This is a genomic window from Adhaeribacter soli (genome assembly GCF_008727925.1).
In the GTDB taxonomy this organism is placed as follows: domain Bacteria; phylum Bacteroidota; class Bacteroidia; order Cytophagales; family Hymenobacteraceae; genus Adhaeribacter_A; species Adhaeribacter_A soli.
In genome coordinates this window covers 220,406-245,277 of sequence record NZ_VTWT01000007.1, presented here as the reverse complement: position 1 = coordinate 245,277, position 24,872 = coordinate 220,406, and the positions used below count along the sequence as shown (strand labels likewise).

The window sequence follows — 24,872 nt, the reverse complement described above, 5'->3', positions numbered from 1 at the left end:
GGAGGGGTTCGGGGGTGGTTGTTTTTTTTTTAATCCTATCCATTTTGAAATACCACAATTTCCCCGTTACTTTTTAGCCGCAAAATCCTACTGTTCTCCCTTTATGGCTGAAGATTTTAATACGAACCGTTCCGTAATTTTAAATACGGCTGTAATTGTGGCGGCCCTTGGCTACTTCGTAGATATTTACGACCTCATTCTATTCAGCGTGGTGCGGGTTCAAAGCCTCAGCGACTTGGGTATTTCGGCGGCTGAGAACCTGGATAAAGGCGTGCTGTTGATAAATATGCAAATGGCAGGCATGCTGATTGGCGGTATTCTGTGGGGCATTCTGGGCGATAAACGCGGCCGGTTAACCGTACTCTTCGGTTCTATTTTGCTTTATTCGCTGGCCAATATTGCCAACGGTTTTGTGCAGAACATTGAGCAGTACGCGTTGCTCCGGTTTATTGCGGGCGTTGGTTTAGCAGGGGAATTAGGTGCGGGTGTAACGTTGGTTTCGGAAGTATTGCCGAAGGAAAAGCGCGGCCTGGGAACGATGATCGTGGCTACGGTTGGGGTTTCGGGGGCTTTGCTGGCTTTCTGGGTAGGCGATTTTTTTGGCTGGCGGAACGCGTATTTTATTGGGGGAGGCCTGGGTTTGCTTTTGCTTTTTCTTCGGGTGAGCGTTTACGAATCGGGTATGTTCAAAAACCTGAAAGAGGCCAGCGTAACGCGCGGCGATTTCTTCAGCTTGTTCACCAACGGGCCGCGCCTGAAAAAATATTTGATGTGTATTCTGGTGGGTATTCCCCTCTGGTACGTGATCGGGATCTTAATTACGTTTTCACCGGAGTTTGGTAAAAGCCTTGGAGTACAGGGCGAAGTTTCGGCGGGGAAAGCAGTTTTCTATTCTTACTTTGGCCTGATCTTCGGCGATTTTCTGAGCGGTTACTTAAGCCAGGTGCTGAAAAGCCGCAACAAGGTGATGGTGATTTTTCTGCTATCCAGCGCCGCTATGATAACCGTTTATTTCCTGAGCAAAGGTGTGGAGCTGAATATCTTTTACTTTGTCTGTTTCGGATTGGGAATAACCTCGGGATTCTGGGCGGTTTTCGTTACCATTGCCGCCGAGCAGTTCGGCACCAATTTACGCGCTACGGTGGCAACTACGGTCCCGAATTTTGTGCGCGGTTCGGTAGTACCCATGACGCTGGCTTTTAATGCCATGCGTCCAAGTGTTGGCCTGCAAACCAGCGCGATCATTCTGGCAGCCATCAGCATTGTGCTGGCGCTGTTTTCCATCAGCCAGTTAAAAGAAAGTTTCGGGAAAGATCTGGATTACTACGAATAAAAAAGGCCCTATTTCAGGGCCAGCAGATCGGTTTGTTGGATTTCCAGGCTTTTGGCCTGCAGCGTTTCCAGCAATTGCTTTATTTCCGGATTTTTATCTACCCGGCTGGTAATCCGCTCGTCGAAGATCAGGGCAATTAATTCGGCGTTGTGCGATCTTTCTACCAGGCGTTTGTATAGTGCGGCCGTCTCCTCTTTAGAAAGTTGTTTTACCGAGGAAGCAAGTTCCTGTTTCAGGCCGTCGGTCTGTTGGTGGAACTGCTGGGAGAACTGGCTTAAAATGGCTACCGTTTTAGTGTCGTCGGTTTCGGAAAAGGCCAGTTTCAGGCGGCTTATGAAAATGCGCATCATGCGGTCGTATTTCGCTTCCGTAATGGCTGCATTGCTTGCTGCCGAAGCGGTTACGCCTTCGTTTCCGTTCTCAATTCCTGCAGTAGCTTGTACGTTTCCTGTATTCAGGAAGCAAAAAGCGGTTAGAATAATTAAAAACTTCACTTTAAGGAGTTTCATTTTCATATTTTCGTTTCGGGGCGTAAAAATAGTAACAATATTTAGGATACAAAATATTTATAACAATATTTTTTATTGCAAACACAACATTTTATCAAACCCACTAACCGATGCTTTGTTTAAAAAATTTTGCAGCAACCCAATAAAAAATTACAACTAACTCATATTCAGGCAAACTCAACCACTACTATTCACCTACAGGAAAAGGCAGTGCATCTGTTTCCCGGCAGTTTCGTACCTTTGTAATATGATCTTGTATAACGTAACAATCAGCATAGATAAAACCGTAGCCCCAGAATGGCTGCAGTGGATGAAAGAGGTACATATTCCGGAAGTTATGGCTACTACTTACTTCGTGAAGAACCAGATTGCCCGGGTAATGGAAGACGAAGACCACGGGGGTGCAACTTACGCCATTCAGTACACGGCCCGCAACATGGAAGATCTGATGGAATATCAGCGCAACCATGCTCCGGCTTTACAGGCCAAGCACTCTGAACGCTACAAAGACCGTTTTGTGGCTTTCCGGACCGTATTAGAAATTATTGATTAAGCAGAAACGCTATTCTTTAAAGCAAAAAAGTCTTCCGGGAGCTCCCGGAAGACTTTTTATTTTTTGAACGATCCGCATGCCTTTAAGCCACGGCCTGCCGTTCGTTGTAGGCTTTCAGTTCGGTATCCGTCATGCGGCAGTTTATCCACTCGGCATCGAGGTTGGCCTGGGCTTTCCGGTAGAATTTAATGGCCGGTTCGTTCCATTCCAGCACTTGCCAGGCAAAGCGTTTGGTGCCCAGTTCTTCGGCTTTTCTGGCTACCGCATCGAAGAGTTTTTTACCGATACCGAAGCGACGGTAATTTTCGGTTACCACCAGATCTTCCAGGTAAATGGTTTTGCCTTTCCAGGTAGAATAAGCCGTAAAATAAACCGCAATGCCAATAATGCCTTCCGGCGCTTCGGCCACAAAATATTTAAAGATCGGGTTCGTACCGAAGCCGTCTTCCCGCATCATCTCCAGGGTATTGGTTACTTCGTGCGGCGCTTTCTCGTATTCGGCCAGCTCCTGAATTAAGGCAAAAGCCGCCGCCAGATCGTTCTTTGTCCCTTCGCGGATGATAACTTCCATTCTTTTCTAGTGATTAGTGAATAATGATTAGTGATTAGTATGATCTGCACACAACCAAAATTACGTTACTATTAAATAACTACCGCAACTTATTTAAGTTGTAGTAGTGATGATTTATAAACCAACTTTTCAGCGAACCGGCTGAAACATTCCAATTTCCAATTAAAATGGTCTTTAGCCTGAGTCAAATATGAAAGCAAAAGAAATAGATCTTCATTCCAGATCTACTAATCACTAATCATTATTCACTAATCACTAGCACCCCATTTTGTTTGGGCCTGCACCAGTTCTTTGCCGGTTTGCTGGCTGGTGAGTTTGTGCAGAAAGGTGTTTTCGGCTGAAGCTTTTCCACCGGATGAAAGTACCGTATCGCCGAGCAGGCTTTCGGCGCGGTAAATAATATCGAGTTCCTGCAACTGCTTTTCTTCGTGAAACGCTACCGGTAAGGCCTCTAAAACCCAGGCGATGTAGCGGGTATTGGTAACGTGGCGGTTCAGGTCGATGTCGTGCCAGCGGACGGGCATTTGTTCTTCGTAAGCAGGGGTTTCAAGCGCCGGTAGCTTCCCTTTGGCGAAGGGCAGCGGCGGGTGGTCCGGGGCTATTTCGTGGGCCATGATAAAATCCGGAACGGCTACCATTTTGCGGGCTTCCACATCCATTACGAGCCACACGCTGGTTGCCTGCCCGAGCAGCTCCTGGGCTTCGGAATAAAGCCGAAAATCGCGGTGCAGGAACACTTTCTCCCGACCCGAAGCCCAGGTTTCCACCGTTACCTTTTCGTCGTGCTTGGGGTATCGGAACATCTCGATGCGCATGCGCTGCAACACCCAGGTAAGGCCGCGTTCCAGCAGATCGTACATGGAAATGCCAAGGGTTTTGGTATTGTCCCAGGCGGCTTCCTGAAAATAACTGACCACCGCCGGCATAGTGGCTTCGCCCCGGTAATTGATCTCGTTCGAACGGACGGTGAATTGAGAAGTTCCTCCTTTGGCTTGGGGCATGGGTTTGGATTTGGAGATTTGGAGATGAAGAAATTAGCTCTTCACTTCATTTGCAGATTTACAGATTACTACCCAATTTAATAACCAAAAATAACTTTTACTAAAAATATTAGGGTGACTAAAAGAGAAACCAAAGCAAATGTCGAAGCATTAAACCAGATAAGAAAAATCCATGGATAAAAATCGGAGTATAAAAATATTTATTAAATTTCATGCAGAAGTATATAGCAAATAAGGGAACCACGAGGTCTGCCGAATAAACAAGTGCTTCCACAAAAACAGTATAGTCGTCATTTTCTTTATAATCCAAATCACTAAAATATATAAACCTTATAGGGTAATAAATTAAACCTAACCAGTTAATACATAGTCTGAATATTAATTTAAAAACATCACTCATTCCTATAAGCCATGCATCTTTTTATTCTTCGAATTGAAGGATTCTTGATAGCCGCCTTTGCTCTTATTAGCAGCAAGCCTTCCACAAAATGGGTTTAACAATTCCAGACCATACTATTTAAAAACATATTTCATCTGCACTTTTGGATTTGTAATCCGAAGGTAATGAGCTGAGGATTTACAATCCACATTATTCAACTTTAAATAACCAATTTTCCCAGGCGGATTACAGATCCGCCCTCCTGATTTTCGGATTACAAATCCGAAAAAGCGACTATGCAAGTACAATAAAAAGCAGCAAATAAACTTAAACAGCATACCTATACGGCAAACCCCAGTACCTTTCTTAAAAGTTTTACTAAAAGCAGCCAGATCGGTAAAGTTTAGCCGGAAGGCAATTTCATTCCAGCTGAGGTTTTGCTTTTTCAGCTTTAGACTTTTCCGTTCAAAACGCTATCCTTTTCGTCTAAAAACTAAAAATCAGCAATAACGAAACGCTACTGCTGATCTTGTCAAAACTGTGGCTCGGCTTAAGAAGCCTGTATTTACAAATTGCTGCTCAACCGTTTCGAGATGTTGGCAGGATAACGCGCCAGGAATTTTTCCACGCTTTCCGGATCGAGCAGATTGTTCTTCACCATTTTATCCAGCACCATTTCAAAGGCAAACCGCCGCCCGAAATCATTGTCCATGTCCATTTCCGCTTTCTGGGAGAAGCCCTTAAAAGTAATTTCGTAGTAATCGTACACGTGGCCGTTCGGCATTTCCTTGGTAACCGCTCTGGCAAAAGCCAGTTCTTCGTTGCGCGTGCTCTGGAAGCTATAATCCCTGGCCCAGGCCGAACCACTTTTGATCAGGTAACCGTAGAGCTGGTTATTTACCAAAATTTTCTCGCCCTTCAGGCGGATCTGCGGGGCCTGCGCCTGCACCGAAAGCACTAAACAAAAGACTAAAAACAGGCTAAAAAGGAGTTTATTGATTTTCATGTTTAAAGAGGGTGAGGTTACTTAAAATGATTGTACTAAAATAACCCTTTTCGCTCTTTCCAGCTTCTTACCGGCATTACATAAAGATGTAGGTACGGTCTGAAAACCGGCACTTTTTTGTTCGGAAACGCTATTGTTTCCCCAAAAAAAATCAGCAGCAACAAAGCGTTACTGCTGATTCCCTAAAAGTCTATCTTCAAAAGTCCTCCCCTGTTTTTAGGGGAGGATTTAGGTGGGGTCAACTACTTCGCCTTGCCATACGGATCTACGCCCATGTTGTAGTAGGCAAACGACCAGATATCGGCCCATTCCTGAATTTGCAGCGAGGTTGGTTTGCCGGCACCGTGGCCTGCTTTCACATCTACGCGGATCAGGTACGGGTTCGTTCCTCCCCCCTTTTCCTGCAATTCTGAAATGAATTTAAAGCTGTGCGACGGTACAACGCGGTCGTCGTGATCGGCGGTGGTAACCATGGTGGCCGGGTAAGCTGTGCCTTCCTTGATGTTGTGCAGCGGCGAGAACTTGTACAGGTTTTCGAACTGGGCTTTATCGTCGGAAGAACCGTATTCAGGAACCCAGGCCCAGCCAATGGTGAATTTGTGGAACCGCAGCATGTCTAAAACACCCACACCCGGGAAAGCTACTTTCGCCAGGTCAGGGCGTTGGGTCATGGTTGCGCCTACCAGTAAACCGCCGTTTGAGCGGCCGGAAATAGCCAGCTTTTCGGTGGAAGTATAGCCTTCTTTTTTCAGGTATTCGCCGGCGGCAATAAAGTCGTCGAACACGTTTTGCTTGTTCGGGGTCATGCCGCCTTTATGCCATTTTTCGCCGTATTCGCCGCCACCGCGCAGGTTTGGCATGGCGTATACACCGCCGTTCTCCAACCACAGCAAATTAACCGCACTGAAACTTGGGGTAAGCGAAATGTTGAAACCGCCATAAGCGTACAAATACGTTGGGTTCTGCCCATCCATTTTCAGGCCTTTCTTGTGCACAATAAACATCGGCACCTTGGTTCCGTCTTTGCTGGTGTAGAAAACCTGTTTGGTTTCGTATTCTTCCGATTTTACGTCTACTTCCGGTTTCCAGAACAGCTCCGATTTGTTGTTGGCAATATCGTAGCGGTAAACGGCCGTTGGGTAGGTGAAAGAAGTAAAGGTGTAGAAGGTTTCTTTGGTATCTTTATCGCCGGCAAAGCCTGCAACGGTTCCGATGGTCGGGAATTCCAGTTCGTTCTGTTTTTTACCGTTCACATCGAACACAAGTACCTGGCTGGCGGCATCTTTCAGATAAGTAGCTATAATTTTACCACCTACCATGGTTACGCTGCTCAGCACGTTCTGGCTTTCCGGCACAATGGTTTTCCAGTTGGCTTCCTGCGGTTTTTTCGGGTCCAGCAATACGAGCTTGTAGTTCGGCGCATTTTTATTCGTGTGCACCAGCAACTTATCGCCTACGTTATCGATCACGTTATATTCCGACTCATAAGTGGTAACGAGCCAGTTGATCTTGCCTTTCGGATCCTTCAGATCTTTGTAAGCCAGCGTGCCGCCGGATGTTCCTTCCGAGCCGTAGATCAGCAGAAAACGCTCGTCTTCGGTGGTCTGGGCGCTGAAGTTCAGCAAAGGTTTGTTCTTGTCTTCGTAGATCAGCTTATCGGCGCTTTGCGGCGTTCCGATCTTGTGGAAGTAGATTTTGTGGTATTCGTTTTTGTTTGAAAGGGCTTTGTCTTTCGGGGCATCGTAGCGGCTGTAGTAGAAACCGTCGCCCTGCCAGGCCGCACCCGAGAACTTGATCCACTCCAGTTTATCAGATAACTGCTTTTTAGTAGCCACGTCCATTACGTACCAGGTATTCCAGTCGGAACCACCGCCAGAAGTGCCGTAAGCCATGTACTTGTTATTCTTCGAGAAGGCAAAACCGGATAGCGAAGTCGTACCGTCGGCGGAAAGCTTGTTCGGGTCCAGGAAAACTTCCGGTTCGCCTTTTACAGGGCTATTTTTATAAAGCACTGCCTGGTTTTGCAAACCATCATTTTTGAAGTAAAACAAATTGCCCCCTTTAATAAAAGGCGCGCTCAGTTTCTGGTAATTCCAAAGCTTGGTTAAGCGTTCTTTAATATTATTGCGGAATGGGATTTTCTCCAGGTAGCCAAACGTAACTTTATTCTGCGCATTTACCCATTGGGCGGTTTCTTCGGAATACTGGTCTTCGAGCCAGCGGTACGGGTCCGAAACCTTGGTACCGAAATAATCATCGGCCTGGTCTACCTTTTTCGTTTCCGGGTAATCGAGGCGCTGGGTTAAAGGTGCGGCAATTTCTTTGGTCGGGGCTTCGGAAAGCAAAGGGCCGTTACTTTTCACTTTCACTTCGCCGTTCTTGGTTTCTATTTTCGATTTTGTTTCGGTGGATTTGCAGGCGTTCAGCATGGTGGCGCCGGCCAGCAAAAACAAAGTTGTTTTTTTCATGAGGCAACTTTTGTGGTTATTCTGCTAAGTTACGCATTTTTTTAACCCACCCCAACCCTCCCCTTAAAACAGGGGAGGGAGTTCCTTTCCTTTTTTCGCTTCGCTTGAGGTTATGAGAATAAGCTTGTAATTTTTAGAGCTAAACGATTTCGTTTACAGGGAAATTCAAAGTAGCGTAGGGTTTAAACCCTACGCTACTTTGAATTTCCCTGATCAAGTCCCCTCCCCTGTTTTTAGCTATTAGCGTGGGGTAAATTCCCTACCTTTGCATTTTCCAAACTCCCAAACAAAATGAAAGTCTCCGGCTTTACCTTCGTAAAAAACGCAGTGCAGTACAGTTACCCCATTGTAGAAGCCATTACTTCTATTCTGCCCATTTGCGACGAGTTTATTGTAAGCGTAGGCGATTGCGAAGACGGAACGCTGGAGCTTATTCAAAACATTAATTCCCCGAAAATAAAGATCATTCGTAGCGTTTGGGACAACTCTTTGCGCGAAGGCGGGAAAGTGCTGGCGGTAGAAACAGACAAGGCTTTCGATGCTATTTCACCGGATTCGGATTGGGCCTTTTATATGCAGGGCGATGAGGTGGTGCACGAAAAGTACCTGGATACCATAAAGCAGGAAATGCAGCGCTGGAAAGATAAACCGGAAGTAGAAGGTCTGCTTTTCAAATACCTGCACTTTTACGGCACCTACGATTATGTAGGCGATTCACGCAGCTGGTACCGCCGCGAGATCCGCATTATCCGTAACGATAAAGCGATCAGAAGCTACCGCGATGCCCAGGGTTTCCGCAAAAACGACCGCAAGCTGAACGTGAAACTAATAGACGCTTACGTGTACCATTACGGTTGGGTAAAACACCCCGCCGATATGAAAAAGAAGGAAAAAACCTTCAACAAACTCTGGCACGACGACGAATGGATGAAGCAGAAAGTGCAGGATACTGAATTGTTCGATTATTCTAAAATTGACAGCCTCGCGCCTTTTACCGGCACCCATCCAGCCGTGATGCAAAAGCGCCTGCAGGAAGTAAACTGGCAATTAAACTTCGATCCAAGCCGCAAAAACCTGGATCTGAAAAAACGGCTGCTGCAATGGTTCGAGCACAAGACCGGCATCCGGTTGTTTGAGTACAAAAATTATACAATCATTTAAAACGGTAGCTTTTTAAAAAAAACCTCACAGGTCTCGGAGACCTGTGAGGTTTGATAAAACGTATTCCGGAAGCCATTAGGCCATTAAACCATTTAACTCAGCAGGTTCTCGATATCCTCCTTCGTTAGGCTCTTGATCACGGTTTCATCTGTCGAGATCAGGTCGGTAACGAGCTGGATTTTCTTATCCTGCAGGGCCAGGATCTTTTCTTCCACCGTGTTCTTGGCAATGAATTTATAGGTAAAAACGGTATTCTGCTGCCCGATGCGGTGTGCGCGGTCTATGGCCTGGGCTTCTACGGCCGGGTTCCACCACGGGTCGAGAATGAACACGTAGTCGGCGGCCGTTAAATTAAGACCTACCCCGCCAGCTTTCAGGGAAATAAGAAACACCCGGATCGATTCATCTTTCTGAAAACGGTCTACCTGGGCCTGCCGGTCTTTGGTATTGCCGTCGAGGTAGGTATAAGCCACTTTCTTTTCGTTCAGCGACTGCCGGACAATTTCCAGGTGTTTCACGAACTGACTGAATATTAAAACCTTATGCCCTTTGGCTACCACGTTGCGCGTCATCCGGATCACTTCTTTCAGCTTGCCGCTTTCGCCTTCGTAGTTCGGGTCGGCCATGGCCGGATGATTGGCGATCTGGCGAAGTTTCATCAGGCCCTGTAAAAGCATGAACTGGCTTTTATTGGCACCCTGTTCCTCGATGCTTTTCAGGATCTTGTTGCGGTAATAACTCTTGGTTTCCTCGTAGGCTTGCTCCTGCTCTTCGGTCATGGAGCAATACGTGGTATGCTCTACCTTGGCCGGAAGCTCGGTGGCTACCTGGCTCTTATGCCGACGTAAAATAAACGGTTTGATCAGGGCGTGCAGCTTTTTGGTTTTTACTTCGTCCTTGTCTTTCTCGATCGGCTTCAGGAATTCGTTGCGGAAGAAATTCTGCGTACCCAACAGCCCCGGATTAATGAACGACATCTGGCTCCACAAGTCCATGGTGCTGTTCTCTACCGGCGTACCCGTTAAAATTAAACGGTGCCGCGATTTCAGTTCCCGCACCGATTGCGAGGTATTCGAGTTCGGGTTCTTAATGGCTTGCGATTCGTCGAGAATAATATAGTCGAAGTAGTATTTTTTCAGCAATTCCGAATCCAGACGCACAATGCCGTACGAGGTTAAAATAAGGTCGTAATGCTTAAAAATGGAAGCGCTTTTTTCGCGGTAGGTACCGGTGTAGTTCAGAATACGGAGCTGAGGGGTAAACTTCTGGGCTTCGTTCAGCCAGTTGTAAATAAGCGAAGTAGGCATTACCAGCAAGGATGCCGAATCGGCGCCGTTTTCTTTGCGGTGCTGCAGCATGGCCAGCGTTTGCACGGTTTTCCCCAGACCCATATCATCGGCTAAGCAACCACCGAACTTGTAATCTTTTACGAAATGCAGCCAGTTGTAACCCGCTTTCTGGTACGGGCGCAAGGTGCCTTTAAAACCTTCCGGCAAGGGCTTGTCTTCAATTTCCTCGAACTCGCGGAGTTTTTCCAGCTTCCGGGTCATGGTTACGGTAGCCAGGTTGCCGTTCTGCAGGTCGTTGATCAGCGCTAAATGGTGCTTGCGCAAAGTCAGGCCTTCTTCGCCTTCCGAAAAAGCAAAAAGCTCGATGTATTGCGTAAACCACTCTTCCGGAATAATAGCGATCTGGCCGTTCGGCAGACGGTATTCGTTTTTGCGGTTCAGGATGTAAGGCCGAAGCTTTATGAACGGGATTTCAAATTCGCCGAACCGCACGGTACCGTAAATATCGAACCAGTCGTTGTTTTCGGTAATGCCTACGTTGAGCGAAATTTCGCCGATAAAGTAATTTTTCGCGCCCCCGCTGCCTTGTCCGTTGGCCTGCTCGATTACGAAGCCTTGTTTTTCGAGCTCTTGGGCATGTTGGTTCAGCCAGCTAAAGGCTAGCGATTTATCCAACACGGCCTTTCCGCCTTTTACTTCCAGTTCACGGTCCGAGAGTTTTTTCAGGAATTCTTTTTCATGGTTCACGTCGCGGATCAGGCGGTGGAAGATATAGGAATCCGGCGTTTTTTCGATGTTCACGCTGATGCGCTTGGTTTCGGCGTTGGAAACGGTATATTTTCCGTACTGAAAAGCCAGGTTGAACAGGATCTTCTCCGAAACCAGGTTTCTGTCGGTAGCCGAGCTCCGGGTCTGGAACATGTCTTTGGCCTGCACCCCTGAGCTCACTTCCGAAAACGTTAAAAAAGGTTGCGGCTGGTAGCGTTCCGACTTAATTTCAAAGCCTTTCGCATATACATCAAACGATTCCACGAGTGGCGCCACGAACTTGGTAAAGTACGTTTCCTCTACCTTGCGCGGGATCACGATAAATTTCTTGTTCAGGAAAGGCTGCAGTTTTTTGCCGTCCACTTCCTTTTCGAAGCTATACAATTTATCTTCCAGAAGCAGCCAGGCCGGTTCGTTGCAAACCAGAACGGCATCTTTATACTGAAATTCGAGCTTCTCCCCCTTGTGTTTTATGGTCGGGAAATAGTGGGTGTTTTCTTCGTTGCGGCGGAAATGGAACAGCACGGTAGCTTTTTCCGGCGGCAGCGTAACGGCTTTCCAGGTAGGTTCGCCGTCTTTGCCCATAATAAAGACCTTCTTGTTGGCCAGCAAATCCAGTATTTTGGCCATGCGCGTCTGCATGTAGCGCTGAATGGTTTCCTGCAACACTTTATCGCCTTTTTCCGGATCGTAGGTTTTCAGGAAGAACTCCGACAAGGTCATTTTTTTGGTGCAGAAACGCTTGAAAACCGCATCCTGCTGGATCTGATCCATGAGCGCAACCAATTTAAAATCAGTCGCGTCGAGGCGGGAGGCAAATTCAGCCGCGTTTTTGGCCGAAATATTCTGGTGCTGCAGGGTAAGGTGATTGCGGGAGTTTATCTGCACCACAAACGACTCAAAAAGGTAACCTAAGTACTCGTGTTCAAAGAGAGAATAAACAACCTGAAAAGGCTGTGTTGTAAAAACCTTCATCACCAAACGCATTATCGGACTTTAAAGATACTACTTTCCGGATTACGGGCAGCGTTTCAGTCTATTTTTTTGTTCTCCTTCCAGATTTGCCTGTTTTCAGAATTATTCCGGACTACCGTTTTCATTGGTATCCGGAATCTAACTGCATATCCGGAATCCTGCTTTCACTTTGCGCAATTCTGAAGTTGTTAATGCGTGAAAGCTGAATCGGAAAACATCTGATGCAATTCCTATCCGGTTGTAAAAACTACTTTGCTGCTGCGGCCGGCAGGCGTGTTTACAAGAAGATCAGGCAACAATGTTTATTGTTATAATTTGATGTAAAATTCATATTAAAAATTGTTTCATTTACGAAACTCTTCGTATAATTGCATCTACGAAGCAATTCGTAATTAAAATATCGAATAAAAATGGTTGAAAGAACAGGTCAAGACGCCAGCCCCGAGCCTGAATAAAGGCACCGGGGAAATTAAAAACTACGCACTACTACGTAATTTTTAACCTCTGATTTTCATTTGTTTTGCTTCTTAATTTAATGCTGCCATCAAGCTAATTCCTGCAGCAAGGGCACTCCCGGTACCCGAAAACGAATCCGCTGGCCTGGGGGTTTGTCATCCGGAGAACAGGCAAATTTTGCGCTTATTACAGCTACAAACAGGCATTATATGAAAAAGATATATTTATTATTTTTAACGCTTTGCGCTTTCTGTTCCGTTACGCATGGTCAAACAGACAGCGCAAAGGGAATTATCAGGGGCATCGTCACCGACTCGGCCAGCAATACAGCTTTAGATTATGTAAGCATCAGCCTGAAAGAAAGCGGCAAAACCGAGATCCTTAGAAGCACCTACACGAACGAAAAAGGAGAATTCAGCTTTTCCGGTTTAATATTAAAACCCTACGAAGTGCTGATCTCTTACGTAGGTTACCAGCCGAAAACCATTAAAGTAGAGAGCCTGAGCGCTACCAGGCCTACGGTAAACCTGCCCAAAATAAAGCTTCAGCCCAGCACCAAACAACTGCAGGAAGTGGAGGTTACCTCCCAGAAAATTCTGGTTACCCAGGACATTGATAAGATAAGTTACGACGTGGAAGCCGACCCCGAAAGCAAAAGCAATACGGTACTAGATATGCTCCGGAAAGTGCCTATGGTTACCGTAGATGCCGACGATAACATTAAACTGAAAGGAAACAGCAATTACAAAGTACTGATTAACGGCAAAGCATCGGCCCTTTTTGCCCGCAACCCGAAAGATGTACTGAAAAGCATGCCGGCTTCTTCCATTAAAAAGATCGAGGTTATTACCAGTCCGCCGGCCAAATACGAAGCCGAAGGCATTGGCGGCATCATTAACATTATCACGAATAAAGATACTCCGGGCGGCTACAACGGTTCGGTAAACGTTGGGGCGCGGACGCCAACCGGTTTCAATGCGGGCGCTTACCTTACCGTGAAAACCGGCAAGTTCGGCGCTTCGGCTAATTATGGCACCAACAGCTGGACATCGCCCCGGAATACGAACAACTTTATCCGTCAGGATCTGCTGCGCAACACCCAATTCACGCAAACCGGCGAAGGCAAAAACACCGGCGGCAATCATTACGGCGGCCTGCAGCTAAGCTACGAACTCGATTCCCTGAATTTGTTTACCGGCAACGCTACCCTTTACGACGGCGACAACGATATTCAAATGAATCAGCAGGCGCTGCTGGAATCGGGAACTACGACATTGCAGCAATACCTTAGAACCAACGACCGGAACGAATACTGGAACGGGCACGAAGTGGGCCTGGATTACCAGCGCGGCTTCCGCCGGAATAAAGAACAACTGCTCACGCTTTCCTACAAATTCAGCCGGAACGGCTACGGCAACCAGGTTGACTTCACCTACGAACCGCTATTGAATTATCAGAAATTGAAGGGCCGGACCGACAATGCCAGCAACGAGCGCGAACACACCGTTCAGGCCGATTATGTGCAGCCTTTCGGGGAAAACAACCTGGAAGTGGGCCTCAAATCCATCACCCGCCTGAACGACAGCAAATACTTTTACGATACCCTGAACCATGCCTCCGGCCAGTTCATAAACGACCCGAAGCAAACCAATAATTTCGATTATCACCAGGATATTTATGCAGCTTACGCTTCGGTTACGCTGAAAAAGAACGACTGGGGCCTGAAGCTTGGTTCGCGCCTGGAAGAAACCCGGATAAACGCCAATTTCAGTTCTTCCGAAACCAGTGCCCAACAGGATTATTTAAACCTGATACCATCCATAGCCCTCTCGCGGAAACTGAAAGAAATGCAGGACCTGAAGCTCTCCTATAACCAGCGCATCGAACGGCCGGGACTCTGGTTTTTAAATCCGTACGTAAACCGCATAGACGTTAAAAACATTTCTTACGGCAATCCGGATCTGGACGCCACCACCAGCCACAACTTTGAGCTGGCGCACAGCACGTTTGTCAAAAATTCATCCTTCAACACCAGCGCTTCTTATACCTTCACGAATAACTCCATTCAGCAATTCACCACCATTTACCCCGATTCGGCTGTTACCACTTACGGCAATTTAGGCCGCGAGCAAAACCTGGGCTTTTCGGTAAACACCAACCTGAATCTGACCGACAAACTTAACCTGAACCTGAACACTTCGCTGAATTACGTTATCCTGAACGGCTTTTTGCAGGATAAACCCGTACAGAATGAAGGATTTACAGCCGGCATTTTCGGGTATGGCAGTTACAAATTCGAAAAGAAGTGGCGCCTGAGCGCGAACATGGGTTATTACTCCCGCTCCATCACCCTGCAGGGCCGTAACGGCGGCTATTACTTCAACAGCCTGACCTTAACTAAAACCTTCCTGAAAGACGATAAAGCCACCGCCAGTTTGTGGGTGCAAAGCCCCTTCCAGAAATTCCGCCGCTGGGAAAGCGAATTAAACGATCCGGCATTTACCCAAACCCAGAAGGGCGCCTTTCAGCTCCGCCGCATCGGAATTTCCTTCAGCTATAAATTCGGAAAGCTGAAAGGCGGCATCGCCAGCAAAAAACGCGGCATCCAGAACGACGATGTAAAAGGCGGCAAAAGCGGCGGCGGGAGTTGAGTTAGAAACGACTTGCTAAATTGTCCTTTAAAATTGCTCTTTCGGATTTGTAATCAGAAAGTACCGGGTATAAGGATTTGTAATCCGACTTTTCCTACCGAGAATAATAGCATTTTATAGTAGGCGGTGGTGCAAGGCGGATTACAAATCCGCGGCTAAATGCTTCCGGATTACAAATCCGGAAGAGCAAAAGAGCAAATTTCGATAACTAGTGCTCGGAAGATATAAACCCACCCCTAACCCCTCCGAGGAGGGGAATTTTGTTTCATTCTCAAAAATGCTAATCTAAGTTTGTTAGAATGAAACAGTACTCGAAATAAAGGGAATTTGATCAAAATACACCTAACTTAATTAAGTCTTTAGCTGACACCCCCAATAAGCATAACCATGTAAAAGTGAATAACTTAATCAAATCTCAAGGAAAATATTCCCCTCCTCGGAGGGGTTAGGGGTGGGTTTATATCTTCCGAACACCTGTAACCGCAAATCCGAAAAGCCACCAAATTAACGATTATAAATTATCCTTGATCTGCAAGGCAGCCGCGCGGCGGGCGGGGCGAATGGAAACCAGCAGGGTAATGACGATGATAGCCAGGCCGGTGAAAATGAAATCGAGGGCCTGCATTTTTACGGGGTAAGAATCTACTACGGCAGTGGTCATGCCCATGGAAATTAAGCCGAAAGTTTGCTGTGCCCAACAGATAACCATACCGATAAACAAGCCTGCCCCGGCACCGGAAAACGCTACGATGGCCCCTTCAAAAAGGAAAATATTGCGGATGGTTGTGGCGCTCGCGCCCATGGAAGCCAGAATGGCAATGTCTTTTTTCTTATCGATCACCAGCATGGAAAGCGAGAAGAAAATATTGAGCGAGGCGATAAGCAAAATAAAAGCAAACGTAATGAACACGAATAGCTTCTCCACTTTTACGGCGCGTAACAAACTGGTATGCTGTTCATCCGAATTCTGCACGTTGAATTTTTCGCCCAACAGTCTTTTTAACTGCCGTTTCACTTTATCCGGATTGGTGCCTTCGGTTACTTTTACTTCCAAGGCACTCCGCTTGGTACCGTAGTTGAAAAGATCGCGGGCAAATTCCAGGGGCACGAACACGTAATTGTCGTCGTACTGCCGCTCGATGGCGAACACGCCGCCGGGCATGATGCCTTTTTCGTTGAAAGCGTTTTCGGGGTTCAGAGAGATCTTTTTACTGGCCTTCGGGTAAAGCACCTGCAAACCCACGAAAGGATTATCGGTGCGAATGGAAAGCTGCATCTGCACGCCGCGGCCCAGCAGAGCGTATTGCAGGCCTTTGCGTTTCAGTTCAGCGCTGCCTTCGGTTAAAGCCGAATCGATGCTGTTCTGCAGGAAATAATTATCGCTTACGCCCTTCAGTTTCACGATCATCTGCCGGTCCTGGTAGCGCAAAAGGGCGTTATCTTCTACCGTTTCGGAAATCAGGTCTACGCCTCTTATGCCCTTTATGGAATCGAGAAATTGCGGATTAACTTCGAAGCTTTTGCCTTCTACGGCGGTGATCTTCAGGTCCGGGTCGAAACTGCCGTAAAGCGAGCGGATCAGGTCTTCGATGCCGTTAAAAACTGACAGCACAATAATAAGCGCCATGGTTCCCACGGCCACCCCGATCATGGAAATATTGGAAATAATGCTGATGATGTTCCGCTTTTTCTTCGACCGGAAGTACCGTTTTGCGATGAGAAAGGAAACGTTCATTTTTTAATGTGCTAATTTTTTAATGTGCTAATGGGCTATGCTATCCAAAGCCGCCTTTTGCCGTTGTTGGTGTTTTCACCAACAACCTTGTAGTGCAGGAGTTATGTTGTTGGTGAAAATACCAACAACGGCACAAACAACAGCAAACTTACTTCAAATTAATTTCTATTAGGCTAAATATGACTGACGTAGCGCAAGTTTTTTGAGGTCCCCCTTTGGAGGGGGTAGGGGGAGGATTTTTACTTTATTTGATCTCCTTTAAAAATCAAATAATTCTCCTGTCCTCCCCCTACCCCCTCCAAAGGGGGACTTTTCTCCTCCTTGCATAACGTCAGTTACTGATTCTTATTCTTCCGGGAGCTTTGCGGTTGTCCATTTTTCTTCCCGGGAGTTGCGCCAGGCGTACCAGCCGAACGGTAAAAAATAAATATCGTTTACCGAAGGGTCGAGGCGGGTAATGTCTTCGAGGCAAACAATGCGGGCGTCTTTTGCATTCGGTTTGGAATCGGACATGAATTGCCAGTCGCCCTCGTTGTTGTGATACACGTACGAAATAGCCTGGCCTTCCAGCACTTGCCGGGTGGTAAATGCCCGTACGTCGCGCTCTTCCAGGAACTTAAAGTCGGTATTCCGGTCTAAAAGCGGCTGCCGGAATTTCCAGTCCGGGTTGAAGCTTTTTTCCCAGGGAAAATGGTTTTGCTTGTCGGGCCACACCAGTTGCAGCGCCGGGAAATTCCGGAAACCATAATACTGTTGCGCCAGGCCGAAATAACTGGCATAATACTCCGGGTTTACTTTTAGGAACTGGGTATTAAAGCCTTTTAAGAACTCCGGAAACAGATAGCCGGGAATTAATTTCTTGCCTTGCTTTACCAGCTGAAGCGCATCTTTGAGCAAGCCTCTCAGCACTTCCGGAGCAAGACCAAAACAGATTATTTCCGGATGGTGATACGCCGGGAATAAACCAATGGTATAGGCATAAGCAGGCAAATAATCATCGGCTTCGACCAGCACCATGTGGCAACCGTCATTTTCGATGTCGGCGTTTATAATGCTTTCGATTGCTTCGTTGTATGGCTGCTTTTTACGCATGATTGGTTAAAAAATGGTATTCTGAAATGGTTGAAAAACTCTGGTTCTTAAATGTCAGCACCAGAGAGTATCTCGATAAAAGCTGTCATCCTGAACGTTAGTGAAGGATCTTGTCGGCTCTCAGCAGCAAAGCAGGAGGTAGCAGTAGTTCCTCCCGCCAACGAGTTGTTTCGCTATCGCTCAACATGACAGCCTAATTTAGAATTGCTGCCGTTATTGGTGTTTTCACCAATAATTTTTAGCTCCTGCACTCTTAAGTTATTGGTAAAAACACCAACAACGGCAAAACAGATTATGATTTAGCAGGTTTGGAACTGCTTAAGACAATCAAAATTATAAGAAAGGAAAGTGTTCCGAATAAAATCAAACCACCCTTTCCTAAAAATGGGAATAAGGCCCCAAATAAAACCAGAATGATGACTGAAAATATAATAGCCGATTTTCTTCTCATTATTCTTCTCTTAAAACGCTATCCCAAACCACCAAAAACCCAAGTCTTACTTCCAGGCTTTCACGATCAAACCGGTTCCGGTAGGGTGCTTTTTATTGGCGTCGAACCAGTTCAGGATGTAGCTGATCGGGAAGGTAACGACGTAGTAGAACGGCAGCAGCGCAAAGAACGCTTTGGTAGTGCCCAGCATCTGGATCGGGTATTTCATGGATAAGCGCCACGATACCTGACCCGGTTTGCCGTAGGAATAACGCGCTTCCATTTTGGTGAAACCGGCAGTGCGGAGCTTGTCCTGAATTTCCTGGATGTTGTAGCCGTCGCGCACGTGTTCTTCAATAAACGAACTGTCGTCGCCTTCGTGTACGTCGGAGCCGCCCTGATCCGATGGCGTGGAGATCAACAGCATGCCGCCTGGTTTAAGCGAAGCATGAATGTTTTTGAACACTTCTACGTCTTCCAGAATGTGCTCCATCACGTCTACCGATAAAGCCAGGTCGAAGCTGTTCGGCTTCTGGAATTTTACGAGGTCGGCAATTTCAAAGCGAACGCGATCGCCACGGCCGATTTCCTTGAAAAAGCGGTTGCTGTCGGCAATCTGTTCTTCCTTTACATCTACGGCCAGAATTTCGGCTTTCGGGAACATGCTGCTCATAAAGTAGGTGTATTGTCCGTAGCCGGAACCCGCGTCCAGAATTTTCACCGGTTGATTTTCTTTGCCTTTCGCCCAGGCTTTCAGCTCTTTGTGCACGTGCCAGGTACGTAGCAAAAGCAGGTCGAGCATGTTGTAAAAAAGGCGGCGCAAGGCCGGCGTCTGGTTGAAAACGTTACCTAAAACCCGCTTTATCGGATCGTATTGCATCTTTCTTTTAATTAGAAATCAGGAATTAAAAATCAGAACTGAATCCAAGACGTAATTCCATTGAGTATTTATTTTGATGTCCCCCTTTGGAGGGGATTGGGGTAGGGTTTTACTTTAATTGAATTCTTTCCGGGAATGCGTGAAGTCCTCCCCCTACCCCCTCCAAAGGGGGACTTTGCTTCGCAGCCTTTAGAATTCCATTCGGTAATTATAGCCAGCGACAGGTATGTTTCCTGCTGAAAAAAGTCCTGATACTTGATACCTGATACTTGCTACCAAATACTATCTCAATTCTTCTTCATCCTCATCCGACTCCCCACGGGTGTAGTCGTTGTCCGGAATGCCGTCGCGGTTTACGTCGTTCTCATTGGCCGGCGGAATATCGAGGTCGGAAATGATCTTATCCATTTTGGCGGCGTATTCGGCGCTGTCGTCGAGGAAGAAAATGAGCTCCGGAATTACGCGCACCTGGTTTTTAATGCGTTGTGCCAGCGCATGGCGGACCGCTTTGGTGTTTTCGCGCACCGTACGCAACACTTCCGAAGGGTTTTTAACGAGCAGCATGCTCAGGTATATTTTCGCCACGCCAAGGTCCGGAGAAACGCGCACCGTGGTAATGCTCAGGTAAGCGCCGTTAAAAAGGTGCACCACATCGCGCTGAAACACTTCGGAGAGCTCTTTTTGAAGCAGGCGGGAGAATTTTTGTTGTCTTTTACTTTCCATAGGAACTGCAAATATATCGGATTAATTTGGCAATTTTACGGGAATAAACGGGCCCCGGCCCACGCCTTTTTTCCGTGATCCGATTTTTTAACAGTACGTTCGTTACCCGGCCCGTTTTTCTGGTGCTGCTTTTTATAGCCATTAACCTGCCGCTGGTGCTTATGGGGGTGCCCATTACCATGCCCGAGCTGAAGTTTATGGTGCTGGGCGAACGCTTGCAGGCCGGCGCCGCCATGTACCGCGACGTATTCGATACCACGGGTCCGCTTTCGGCGCTGGTGTTCTGGCTCATCGATCTGCTGGATGGCCGTTCGCTGTTCCTTTACCGGCTGGTGGCGGCATTTTTGCTCTTGTTCCAGTCGCTGAACATGAATTTTATTTTTAACCGGCAGCAGGTATTTCCGCAAAAAACGTATTTACCGGCGCTATTTTACATGCTGGGCGGCAGTTTTTTCTTCGAATTCGATACCCTTTCACCGATCCTGCTGGGGCAGTTGTTCCTGGTTTTCTCTATCCGTTACCTCGTAATTGTTTCCAAGGAAGGCTCCAATAACCCTACCTTATTCAAAGCCGGATTCTTTATCGGGCTGGCTGCCCTGAGTTACCTGCCGCTTTCGTTTTTCCTGGTGGTAGCTTATTTTGCGGTGGTTTTCTTTGCTTCCAATACCTTCCGGAGTTTCCTGCTCTTGCTTACCGGTTTCTTTTTCCCGTTTGCCGTGGCCTGCACGTATTATCTTTACAACGGCGCTCTCGATAATTTTCAGGAATTTTATTTATCAGCCGAAGGCTTGTTCAGTTTCAACCTGCTTTTACCGTTAACCGATCTACTGAAACTGCTGGCCCTGCCGGTGCTCCTGATCCTGGCCGGAATTTTTATGGCGGCCAACGCCAACCAGGGTTTGGTTTTTCAGCAGAAAATGCAGCAGCTCATATTCATCTGGTTCTGGGTAGCGGTGGTGATGGTCCTGGCGTCGCCGGAAATTTCGGTACTGAGCTTTATTTATTTCCTGCCGGTACTGGCTTATTACAGTTACTACCTGTTCCGGCCGCCGGCCCGCTGGTGGATCCCGGAAGTAATCTTTCTGGTGCTGCTTGCTTTGCTGATTGCCGTGCGCTATGCTGTGCCCTTAAAAATGGAACGCTATCTGAACATCGATACCAGCGAACTGCAACTGAAAACCGACGAAAAATACAAGAAGATCGTGAACGGACAGTTGTTGGTTTTAGGCCCTGATTTTCAGTATTACGCCTACAACTACGCTGCTTCGCCATACCTGAACTGGAAACTGGCGCAACAGGATTTCAACAACCTAGATTCTTACGATTCGGTATTTTCCATTCACGAAAACATAAGCAAAGATCCGCCGGAATTTATCATCGATGAGGAAGGCCTTATGCCAAAGCTGGTTTACCGCCTGCCAACAGTTTTCGGCCGGTATGAGCCGGCTGGCGCGGAAGGTTTATACCGGTTGAAGAAGTAAGCAGGTTATTTGTAGCGACAGGCCGGGTGTTCTATTGGCAATGATCTTTTATTCTAAGGCTGCCTTATTCCTTTTTGTCATTCTGAACGCCAGTGAAAAACCTCGTCGGCGGCTGGTAGAAAGGTTAGCCCGAAGGGTATGTTCTCCAGCCTTTAACTTCATTGCCAACGTTCCGGTTTTCTGCTACGAACGCACAAGATCCTTTCAGGATGACAGGGAAGGGAGCTTATTTATTAACTACTTGCTCACCACAACCGCTATTAAGGCTAACCATAGATATTGAGAAATTCCATCTTTGGATTGTTTCAGTTCTGATAAGGGCTTCTTTATCCTGACGGCTCATTAACTTCAGCACTTTTTCTCTGCTGATTGTGTAGTTGATGTATTTGAACCGTTCGTAATAAAGCAGCTTATAGCAGTAGTACCTGCCGGCAAATGTTTCAGGTTTTCCTTTATTGCGCCGGTGTTCTTCTAACCGGACCTCCAGATTGTTGGTAACGCCTACATACAACACCGTTCTGCCCGGATTACAGGTTATATAAATGAAGTATTGATGTTCTTTCACCAGCCTTTAACTGGATTGGCAGCATTTCAGTTTTCTGCTACGAACGCACAAGATCCTTTCAGGATGACAGGAAGATTGTTCCAGCTCACTGCCCCTGCAGCGTTACCACCACAGTGCGTTTGCCGCCGTGGTTGCGGTGCTCGCACAGATAAATGCCCTGCCAGGTACCCAAGTTGAAACGGCCTTTGGTAATGGGAATGGTTACGGAGGTGCCTAAAAGCGCGGCTTTGATGTGGGCGGGCATGTCGTCGGGGCCTTCGGCGGTGTGGCGGTAATAGGGAGCATTTTCCGGGGCCAGCACGTTAAAATGGCTTTCAAAATCGCGGCGCACGTCGGGGTCGGCGTTTTCGGAAATGGTGAGGCTGGCGGAAGTGTGCTGAATAAAGATATGCGCCAGGCCAATTTCGATTTTTTCAAGTTCGGGCAATTGGGCTTCCAGCAGGTCGGTGATTAAATGGAAGCCGCGCGGCACGGCCGGGAGACGGATACTTTTCTGGTGCCAGATCATAGCGTTGTCTGCTTGCTTAGTCTTTGTTTTCGTATGCGCCCATATCCGGGTTCGGATTGCTGCCTTGCAGACGCGGTTCGCCAGTAAGATCGATGCTTACGCCGTTCGCCTGAGCAGCGCCGATGGCCGGCGAATCCTTTTTGAGGCTGTAATTTATCTTCCGTTCCGGAACGGAATTATCGCCGGGTTGGGTAAATTTCGGGTCCTGGTTCAGGATATTGCCATGGCCTAAGATCTTCGGATCGTTCTGGTACCGGTTGGTCTGCAGCAAGCTGTTTTCGATGGAAATATTCTGCAATCCGGCGCGGGCCAGGAAGAGAAGCTCATTTTCCAGTTTACCATTGCGATTTCCGCTCCAAAGAATGCTGTTTCGCATAGTTACATAGGTATCCCGAATAAATAAGGTATTATCCAGCACCACACTATCGGTAAAAGCCATGCTTTCGGTATCGCGCTTAAAATCCGGGGTGTAATTGGCAATGGTGCAGTAGTTAAAATCGTAGCGGCCGCCGCCCACGCCAGCCACTGCATACTGGCCGCAATTCGTGATCAGGGTGTTGGTTACTTTTACGTCGGCGCTTACGCCCAGCAAGCCGGCGGTAAACATATTTTTAATAACGGTATTTTCAACTTCAACCCGGTTCCCATCCTTGTTCTGAATGCTTAAACCAAAGGTGGCATTTTTGATTTCGGCATACTGAATGCTGTTGTTGCGGCTTTTTTCGAGGAAAAAGATACCAACCCACTGCCCCGGCACGTGCGCGAAAACCGAATCGCGGCGGTCGTTCTGGAAGAATACTTTTTTAGAGGCGTTCCCTTCCACTTTCAGGGTACCGAAAACATAAAGTCCGGCGCCGGCATGTGCATAAATACGCGTACCCGGCCGGATGGTGAGCACACAATTTTCCGGCACAATTACATCACCGTAGAGCACGTAAGCTTTCGGACCTTCCCAGATGGTATTGCAGCTTACTTCTTTGTCGCGGAAAACATTGGCGTTCTGGCCGAAGGCGCGTAAGGGAATGGTTTGCAGGTTGCCGTTCGTCTGGAAAACGATATTGTCTTCCACAATAAAAGGCGTGGCGGAATTATTCGGATCGATGAGAACCTTTACCAGGATAAGCAAGCTGTCTTCGCCGCGCAGAGTAATACCGGAAGCCATGTCTTTTGCTTCGCCGTCGATGATGAGGTCGTAATTGGAAGCGCCGAGCTTTTCGAGTTTGATCTGGTCGATCTTTACGGCGTTTTTGTGGCGGTTATAGATCTTCAGGCGTTTGCTTACGCTGCCCGTGGAGACAAAAACAGTATCGAAGAAAATGGTATCGGCAGAGAATTCGAGTTTAGCGCCGGCATCGCGGGTTAGGGTTTCGTCGTCGGGTTTGCAGGAGAAAACCGACAAGAGCATGAGCAAAGGAATTATGACCGCGAAGCAGTATTTCATTTTTAAGAGTTATGAGTTTAAAGTTAAGAGTTATGAGTTGAAGTTTTCCGAATTGTGCTTTTACTTTTATGGCACAAATCCATAGCATTTTCAAAGTAGGTTATAAGAGCTTTTAGCTGAAATTGCCGTAACTCTTAACTTTGAACTCATAACTTTCTCAGTTTTACCTTAACGGACAAAGATAAGTTTTTATGATAGAAAAAGCCGGTAACATTTCTGCTGCCGGCTTTTTGTTTTTGTTGAAATGGATAGCGTTTTAAAGCTGGAATTCCTCTTATTCCTGAAGGCTTATTTCCCTTTAAACCATTTCTCAACTTTTATGTATTAGTTATTAGAAGTTGCTACTAGGTTAAAGGCATGATCAGTTTTATACCTGCTGCTAATGTCATTGCAGCCTTCAATCCTGTTTCTTACGCTATTTTATGATCATTATAACCCGAAACCAATTTTATGAATTAGTATATAGCCCCGCTAAAAACCGGATATACTTTACCATCCGGGGGTATTGGCGGAACCCTGAGCAGGTACCGGATTTCTTTGCGGACTGGCAGAAAGCGTTGCAGCAAACCCAGCCGGGGTTTACGGTATTGGCCGACCTGCAGGAAATGATCACGCACCCGGTTGCGGTTAAAGAAATGCATTTTAAGGTAGCCAGTTCTTTATTGGCCGCCGGCATTTCTTACATAGCAGAAGTTTCCCCGATCGATAAAATTGCCGTTCTGCAAACCAGCAGCATTATAAAAGAAAACCAGCTAAACCACATCAAAGTACATGATAAAACACTAGGCGAAACAATTCTGGATCAGCTTACCCTTTAGAAGTCTGAAGGGATTACATTGTGGCAAGTTCTTTTACAAAAAAAACCGGTAACATTGCTGCTACCGGCCTCTCTTTTAA

The 24,872-nt window shown here is 47.0% G+C and carries 19 protein-coding genes; 6 read left to right on the top strand and 13 right to left on the bottom strand.

Annotation, left to right across the window (positions count from 1 at the left end; translation table 11 throughout):
* The first annotated feature begins 103 nt into the window (after window positions 1-103).
* Window positions 104-1,333 carry an MFS transporter gene (locus tag F0P94_RS14035; RefSeq protein ID WP_150904523.1) on the top strand — a complete coding sequence of 410 codons (1,230 nt, stop codon included), beginning with the start codon at window positions 104-106 and terminating at the stop codon, window positions 1,331-1,333.
* An 8-nt stretch (window positions 1,334-1,341) separates the two neighbouring features.
* Here F0P94_RS14035 and F0P94_RS14030 read toward each other — a convergent pair whose 3' ends face one another.
* Entirely contained in the window at window positions 1,342-1,842 is a 501-nt protein-coding gene (locus tag F0P94_RS14030; RefSeq protein ID WP_191907049.1) for a hypothetical protein, read from the bottom strand.
* A 247-nt stretch (window positions 1,843-2,089) separates the two neighbouring features.
* On the opposite strand from F0P94_RS14030, the gene F0P94_RS14025 reads away from it, so the two are divergent.
* Window positions 2,090-2,395, top strand: a complete 306-nt coding sequence (locus F0P94_RS14025) for a DUF4286 family protein (RefSeq protein ID WP_150904521.1) — start codon at window positions 2,090-2,092, stop codon at window positions 2,393-2,395.
* A gap of 82 nt (window positions 2,396-2,477) precedes the next feature.
* On the opposite strand, the gene F0P94_RS14020 is transcribed toward F0P94_RS14025, so the two are convergent.
* The 4 genes from F0P94_RS14020 to F0P94_RS14005 all read right to left on the bottom strand — a co-directional run bounded on the left by F0P94_RS14020 (window position 2,478) and on the right by F0P94_RS14005 (window position 7,820).
* A complete protein-coding gene (locus F0P94_RS14020; RefSeq protein ID WP_150904520.1) occupies window positions 2,478-2,966 on the bottom strand; it encodes a GNAT family N-acetyltransferase in 489 nt (162 codons plus the stop codon).
* Between the two features lie 248 nt (window positions 2,967-3,214).
* Window positions 3,215-3,967, bottom strand: a complete 753-nt coding sequence (locus F0P94_RS14015) for an acyl-[acyl-carrier-protein] thioesterase (protein ID WP_150904519.1) — start codon at window positions 3,965-3,967, stop codon at window positions 3,215-3,217.
* A 944-nt stretch (window positions 3,968-4,911) separates the two neighbouring features.
* Complete coding sequence (locus F0P94_RS14010; RefSeq protein ID WP_150904518.1) at window positions 4,912-5,352, bottom strand: hypothetical protein; 441 nt, start codon at window positions 5,350-5,352, stop codon at window positions 4,912-4,914.
* 242 nt (window positions 5,353-5,594) lie between these two features.
* On the bottom strand, window positions 5,595-7,820 hold the full coding sequence (locus F0P94_RS14005) for a prolyl oligopeptidase family serine peptidase (RefSeq protein WP_150904517.1): 2,226 nt from the start codon (window positions 7,818-7,820) through the stop codon (window positions 5,595-5,597).
* Window positions 7,821-8,111: 291 nt separating this feature from the next.
* Between F0P94_RS14005 and F0P94_RS14000 the strand changes: the two genes are divergently transcribed.
* A complete protein-coding gene (locus F0P94_RS14000; RefSeq protein ID WP_150904516.1) occupies window positions 8,112-8,981 on the top strand; it encodes a glycosyltransferase family protein in 870 nt (289 codons plus the stop codon).
* A 92-nt stretch (window positions 8,982-9,073) separates the two neighbouring features.
* On the opposite strand, the gene F0P94_RS13995 is transcribed toward F0P94_RS14000, so the two are convergent.
* On the bottom strand, window positions 9,074-12,013 hold the full coding sequence (locus tag F0P94_RS13995; protein WP_150904515.1) for a DEAD/DEAH box helicase: 2,940 nt from the start codon (window positions 12,011-12,013) through the stop codon (window positions 9,074-9,076).
* Window positions 12,014-12,678: 665 nt separating this feature from the next.
* Between F0P94_RS13995 and F0P94_RS13990 the strand changes: the two genes are divergently transcribed.
* Window positions 12,679-15,120, top strand: coding sequence for a TonB-dependent receptor domain-containing protein (locus tag F0P94_RS13990; RefSeq protein ID WP_150904514.1), 2,442 nt, complete (start codon window positions 12,679-12,681; stop codon window positions 15,118-15,120).
* Window positions 15,121-15,631: 511 nt separating this feature from the next.
* Here the strand turns inward: F0P94_RS13990 and F0P94_RS13985 are convergent.
* The 4 genes from F0P94_RS13985 to rbfA form a co-directional block, all read right to left on the bottom strand.
* On the bottom strand, window positions 15,632-16,855 hold the full coding sequence (locus F0P94_RS13985) for an ABC transporter permease (RefSeq protein ID WP_150904513.1): 1,224 nt from the start codon (window positions 16,853-16,855) through the stop codon (window positions 15,632-15,634).
* Window positions 16,856-17,200: 345 nt separating this feature from the next.
* A complete protein-coding gene (locus F0P94_RS13980; RefSeq protein WP_150904512.1) occupies window positions 17,201-17,947 on the bottom strand; it encodes a DUF4262 domain-containing protein in 747 nt (248 codons plus the stop codon).
* A gap of 497 nt (window positions 17,948-18,444) precedes the next feature.
* Window positions 18,445-19,257, bottom strand: coding sequence for a class I SAM-dependent methyltransferase (locus F0P94_RS13975; protein WP_150904511.1), 813 nt, complete (start codon window positions 19,255-19,257; stop codon window positions 18,445-18,447).
* A gap of 282 nt (window positions 19,258-19,539) precedes the next feature.
* Window positions 19,540-19,980 carry a 30S ribosome-binding factor RbfA gene (gene rbfA / locus F0P94_RS13970; RefSeq protein ID WP_150904510.1) on the bottom strand — a complete coding sequence of 147 codons (441 nt, stop codon included), beginning with the start codon at window positions 19,978-19,980 and terminating at the stop codon, window positions 19,540-19,542.
* Between the two features lie 74 nt (window positions 19,981-20,054).
* Here rbfA and F0P94_RS13965 point away from each other — a divergent pair, with 74 nt between their 5' ends.
* Complete coding sequence (locus tag F0P94_RS13965) at window positions 20,055-21,461, top strand: hypothetical protein (protein WP_150904509.1); 1,407 nt, start codon at window positions 20,055-20,057, stop codon at window positions 21,459-21,461.
* Window positions 21,462-21,687: 226 nt separating this feature from the next.
* Here F0P94_RS13965 and F0P94_RS13960 read toward each other — a convergent pair whose 3' ends face one another.
* From F0P94_RS13960 to F0P94_RS13950, 3 genes are all read right to left on the bottom strand, one after another.
* Window positions 21,688-22,026: a GIY-YIG nuclease family protein gene (locus tag F0P94_RS13960; protein WP_150904508.1), complete on the bottom strand. Its 339-nt coding sequence runs from the start codon at window positions 22,024-22,026 to the stop codon at window positions 21,688-21,690.
* Between the two features lie 85 nt (window positions 22,027-22,111).
* The gene (locus F0P94_RS13955) at window positions 22,112-22,534 is read right to left on the bottom strand and encodes a secondary thiamine-phosphate synthase enzyme YjbQ (RefSeq protein WP_150904507.1); all 423 of its coding nucleotides are present in this window, start codon (window positions 22,532-22,534) and stop codon (window positions 22,112-22,114) included.
* Window positions 22,535-22,550: 16 nt separating this feature from the next.
* Window positions 22,551-23,975, bottom strand: coding sequence for a choice-of-anchor Q domain-containing protein (locus F0P94_RS13950; protein WP_150904506.1), 1,425 nt, complete (start codon window positions 23,973-23,975; stop codon window positions 22,551-22,553).
* A gap of 422 nt (window positions 23,976-24,397) precedes the next feature.
* Between F0P94_RS13950 and F0P94_RS13945 the strand changes: the two genes are divergently transcribed.
* Window positions 24,398-24,793, top strand: a complete 396-nt coding sequence (locus F0P94_RS13945) for a hypothetical protein (RefSeq protein WP_150904505.1) — start codon at window positions 24,398-24,400, stop codon at window positions 24,791-24,793.
* Window positions 24,794-24,872 lie beyond the last annotated feature (79 nt).

Coding starts and splice junctions, on each gene's coding strand:
- F0P94_RS14035 (WP_150904523.1), top strand. CDS start 104: ATGGCTGAAGATTTTAATACGAACCGTTCCGTAATTTTAAATACGGCT.
- F0P94_RS14030 (WP_191907049.1), bottom strand. CDS start 1,842: ATGAAACTCCTTAAAGTGAAGTTTTTAATTATTCTAACCGCTTTTTGC.
- F0P94_RS14025 (WP_150904521.1), top strand. CDS start 2,090: ATGATCTTGTATAACGTAACAATCAGCATAGATAAAACCGTAGCCCCA.
- F0P94_RS14020 (WP_150904520.1), bottom strand. CDS start 2,966: ATGGAAGTTATCATCCGCGAAGGGACAAAGAACGATCTGGCGGCGGCT.
- F0P94_RS14015 (WP_150904519.1), bottom strand. CDS start 3,967: ATGCCCCAAGCCAAAGGAGGAACTTCTCAATTCACCGTCCGTTCGAAC.
- F0P94_RS14010 (WP_150904518.1), bottom strand. CDS start 5,352: ATGAAAATCAATAAACTCCTTTTTAGCCTGTTTTTAGTCTTTTGTTTA.
- F0P94_RS14005 (WP_150904517.1), bottom strand. CDS start 7,820: ATGAAAAAAACAACTTTGTTTTTGCTGGCCGGCGCCACCATGCTGAAC.
- F0P94_RS14000 (WP_150904516.1), top strand. CDS start 8,112: ATGAAAGTCTCCGGCTTTACCTTCGTAAAAAACGCAGTGCAGTACAGT.
- F0P94_RS13995 (WP_150904515.1), bottom strand. CDS start 12,013: ATGAAGGTTTTTACAACACAGCCTTTTCAGGTTGTTTATTCTCTCTTT.
- F0P94_RS13990 (WP_150904514.1), top strand. CDS start 12,679: ATGAAAAAGATATATTTATTATTTTTAACGCTTTGCGCTTTCTGTTCC.
- F0P94_RS13985 (WP_150904513.1), bottom strand. CDS start 16,855: ATGAACGTTTCCTTTCTCATCGCAAAACGGTACTTCCGGTCGAAGAAA.
- F0P94_RS13980 (WP_150904512.1), bottom strand. CDS start 17,947: ATGCGTAAAAAGCAGCCATACAACGAAGCAATCGAAAGCATTATAAAC.
- F0P94_RS13975 (WP_150904511.1), bottom strand. CDS start 19,257: ATGCAATACGATCCGATAAAGCGGGTTTTAGGTAACGTTTTCAACCAG.
- rbfA (WP_150904510.1), bottom strand. CDS start 19,980: ATGGAAAGTAAAAGACAACAAAAATTCTCCCGCCTGCTTCAAAAAGAG.
- F0P94_RS13955 (WP_150904507.1), bottom strand. CDS start 22,534: ATGATCTGGCACCAGAAAAGTATCCGTCTCCCGGCCGTGCCGCGCGGC.
- F0P94_RS13950 (WP_150904506.1), bottom strand. CDS start 23,975: ATGAAATACTGCTTCGCGGTCATAATTCCTTTGCTCATGCTCTTGTCG.
- F0P94_RS13945 (WP_150904505.1), top strand. CDS start 24,398: ATGATCATTATAACCCGAAACCAATTTTATGAATTAGTATATAGCCCC.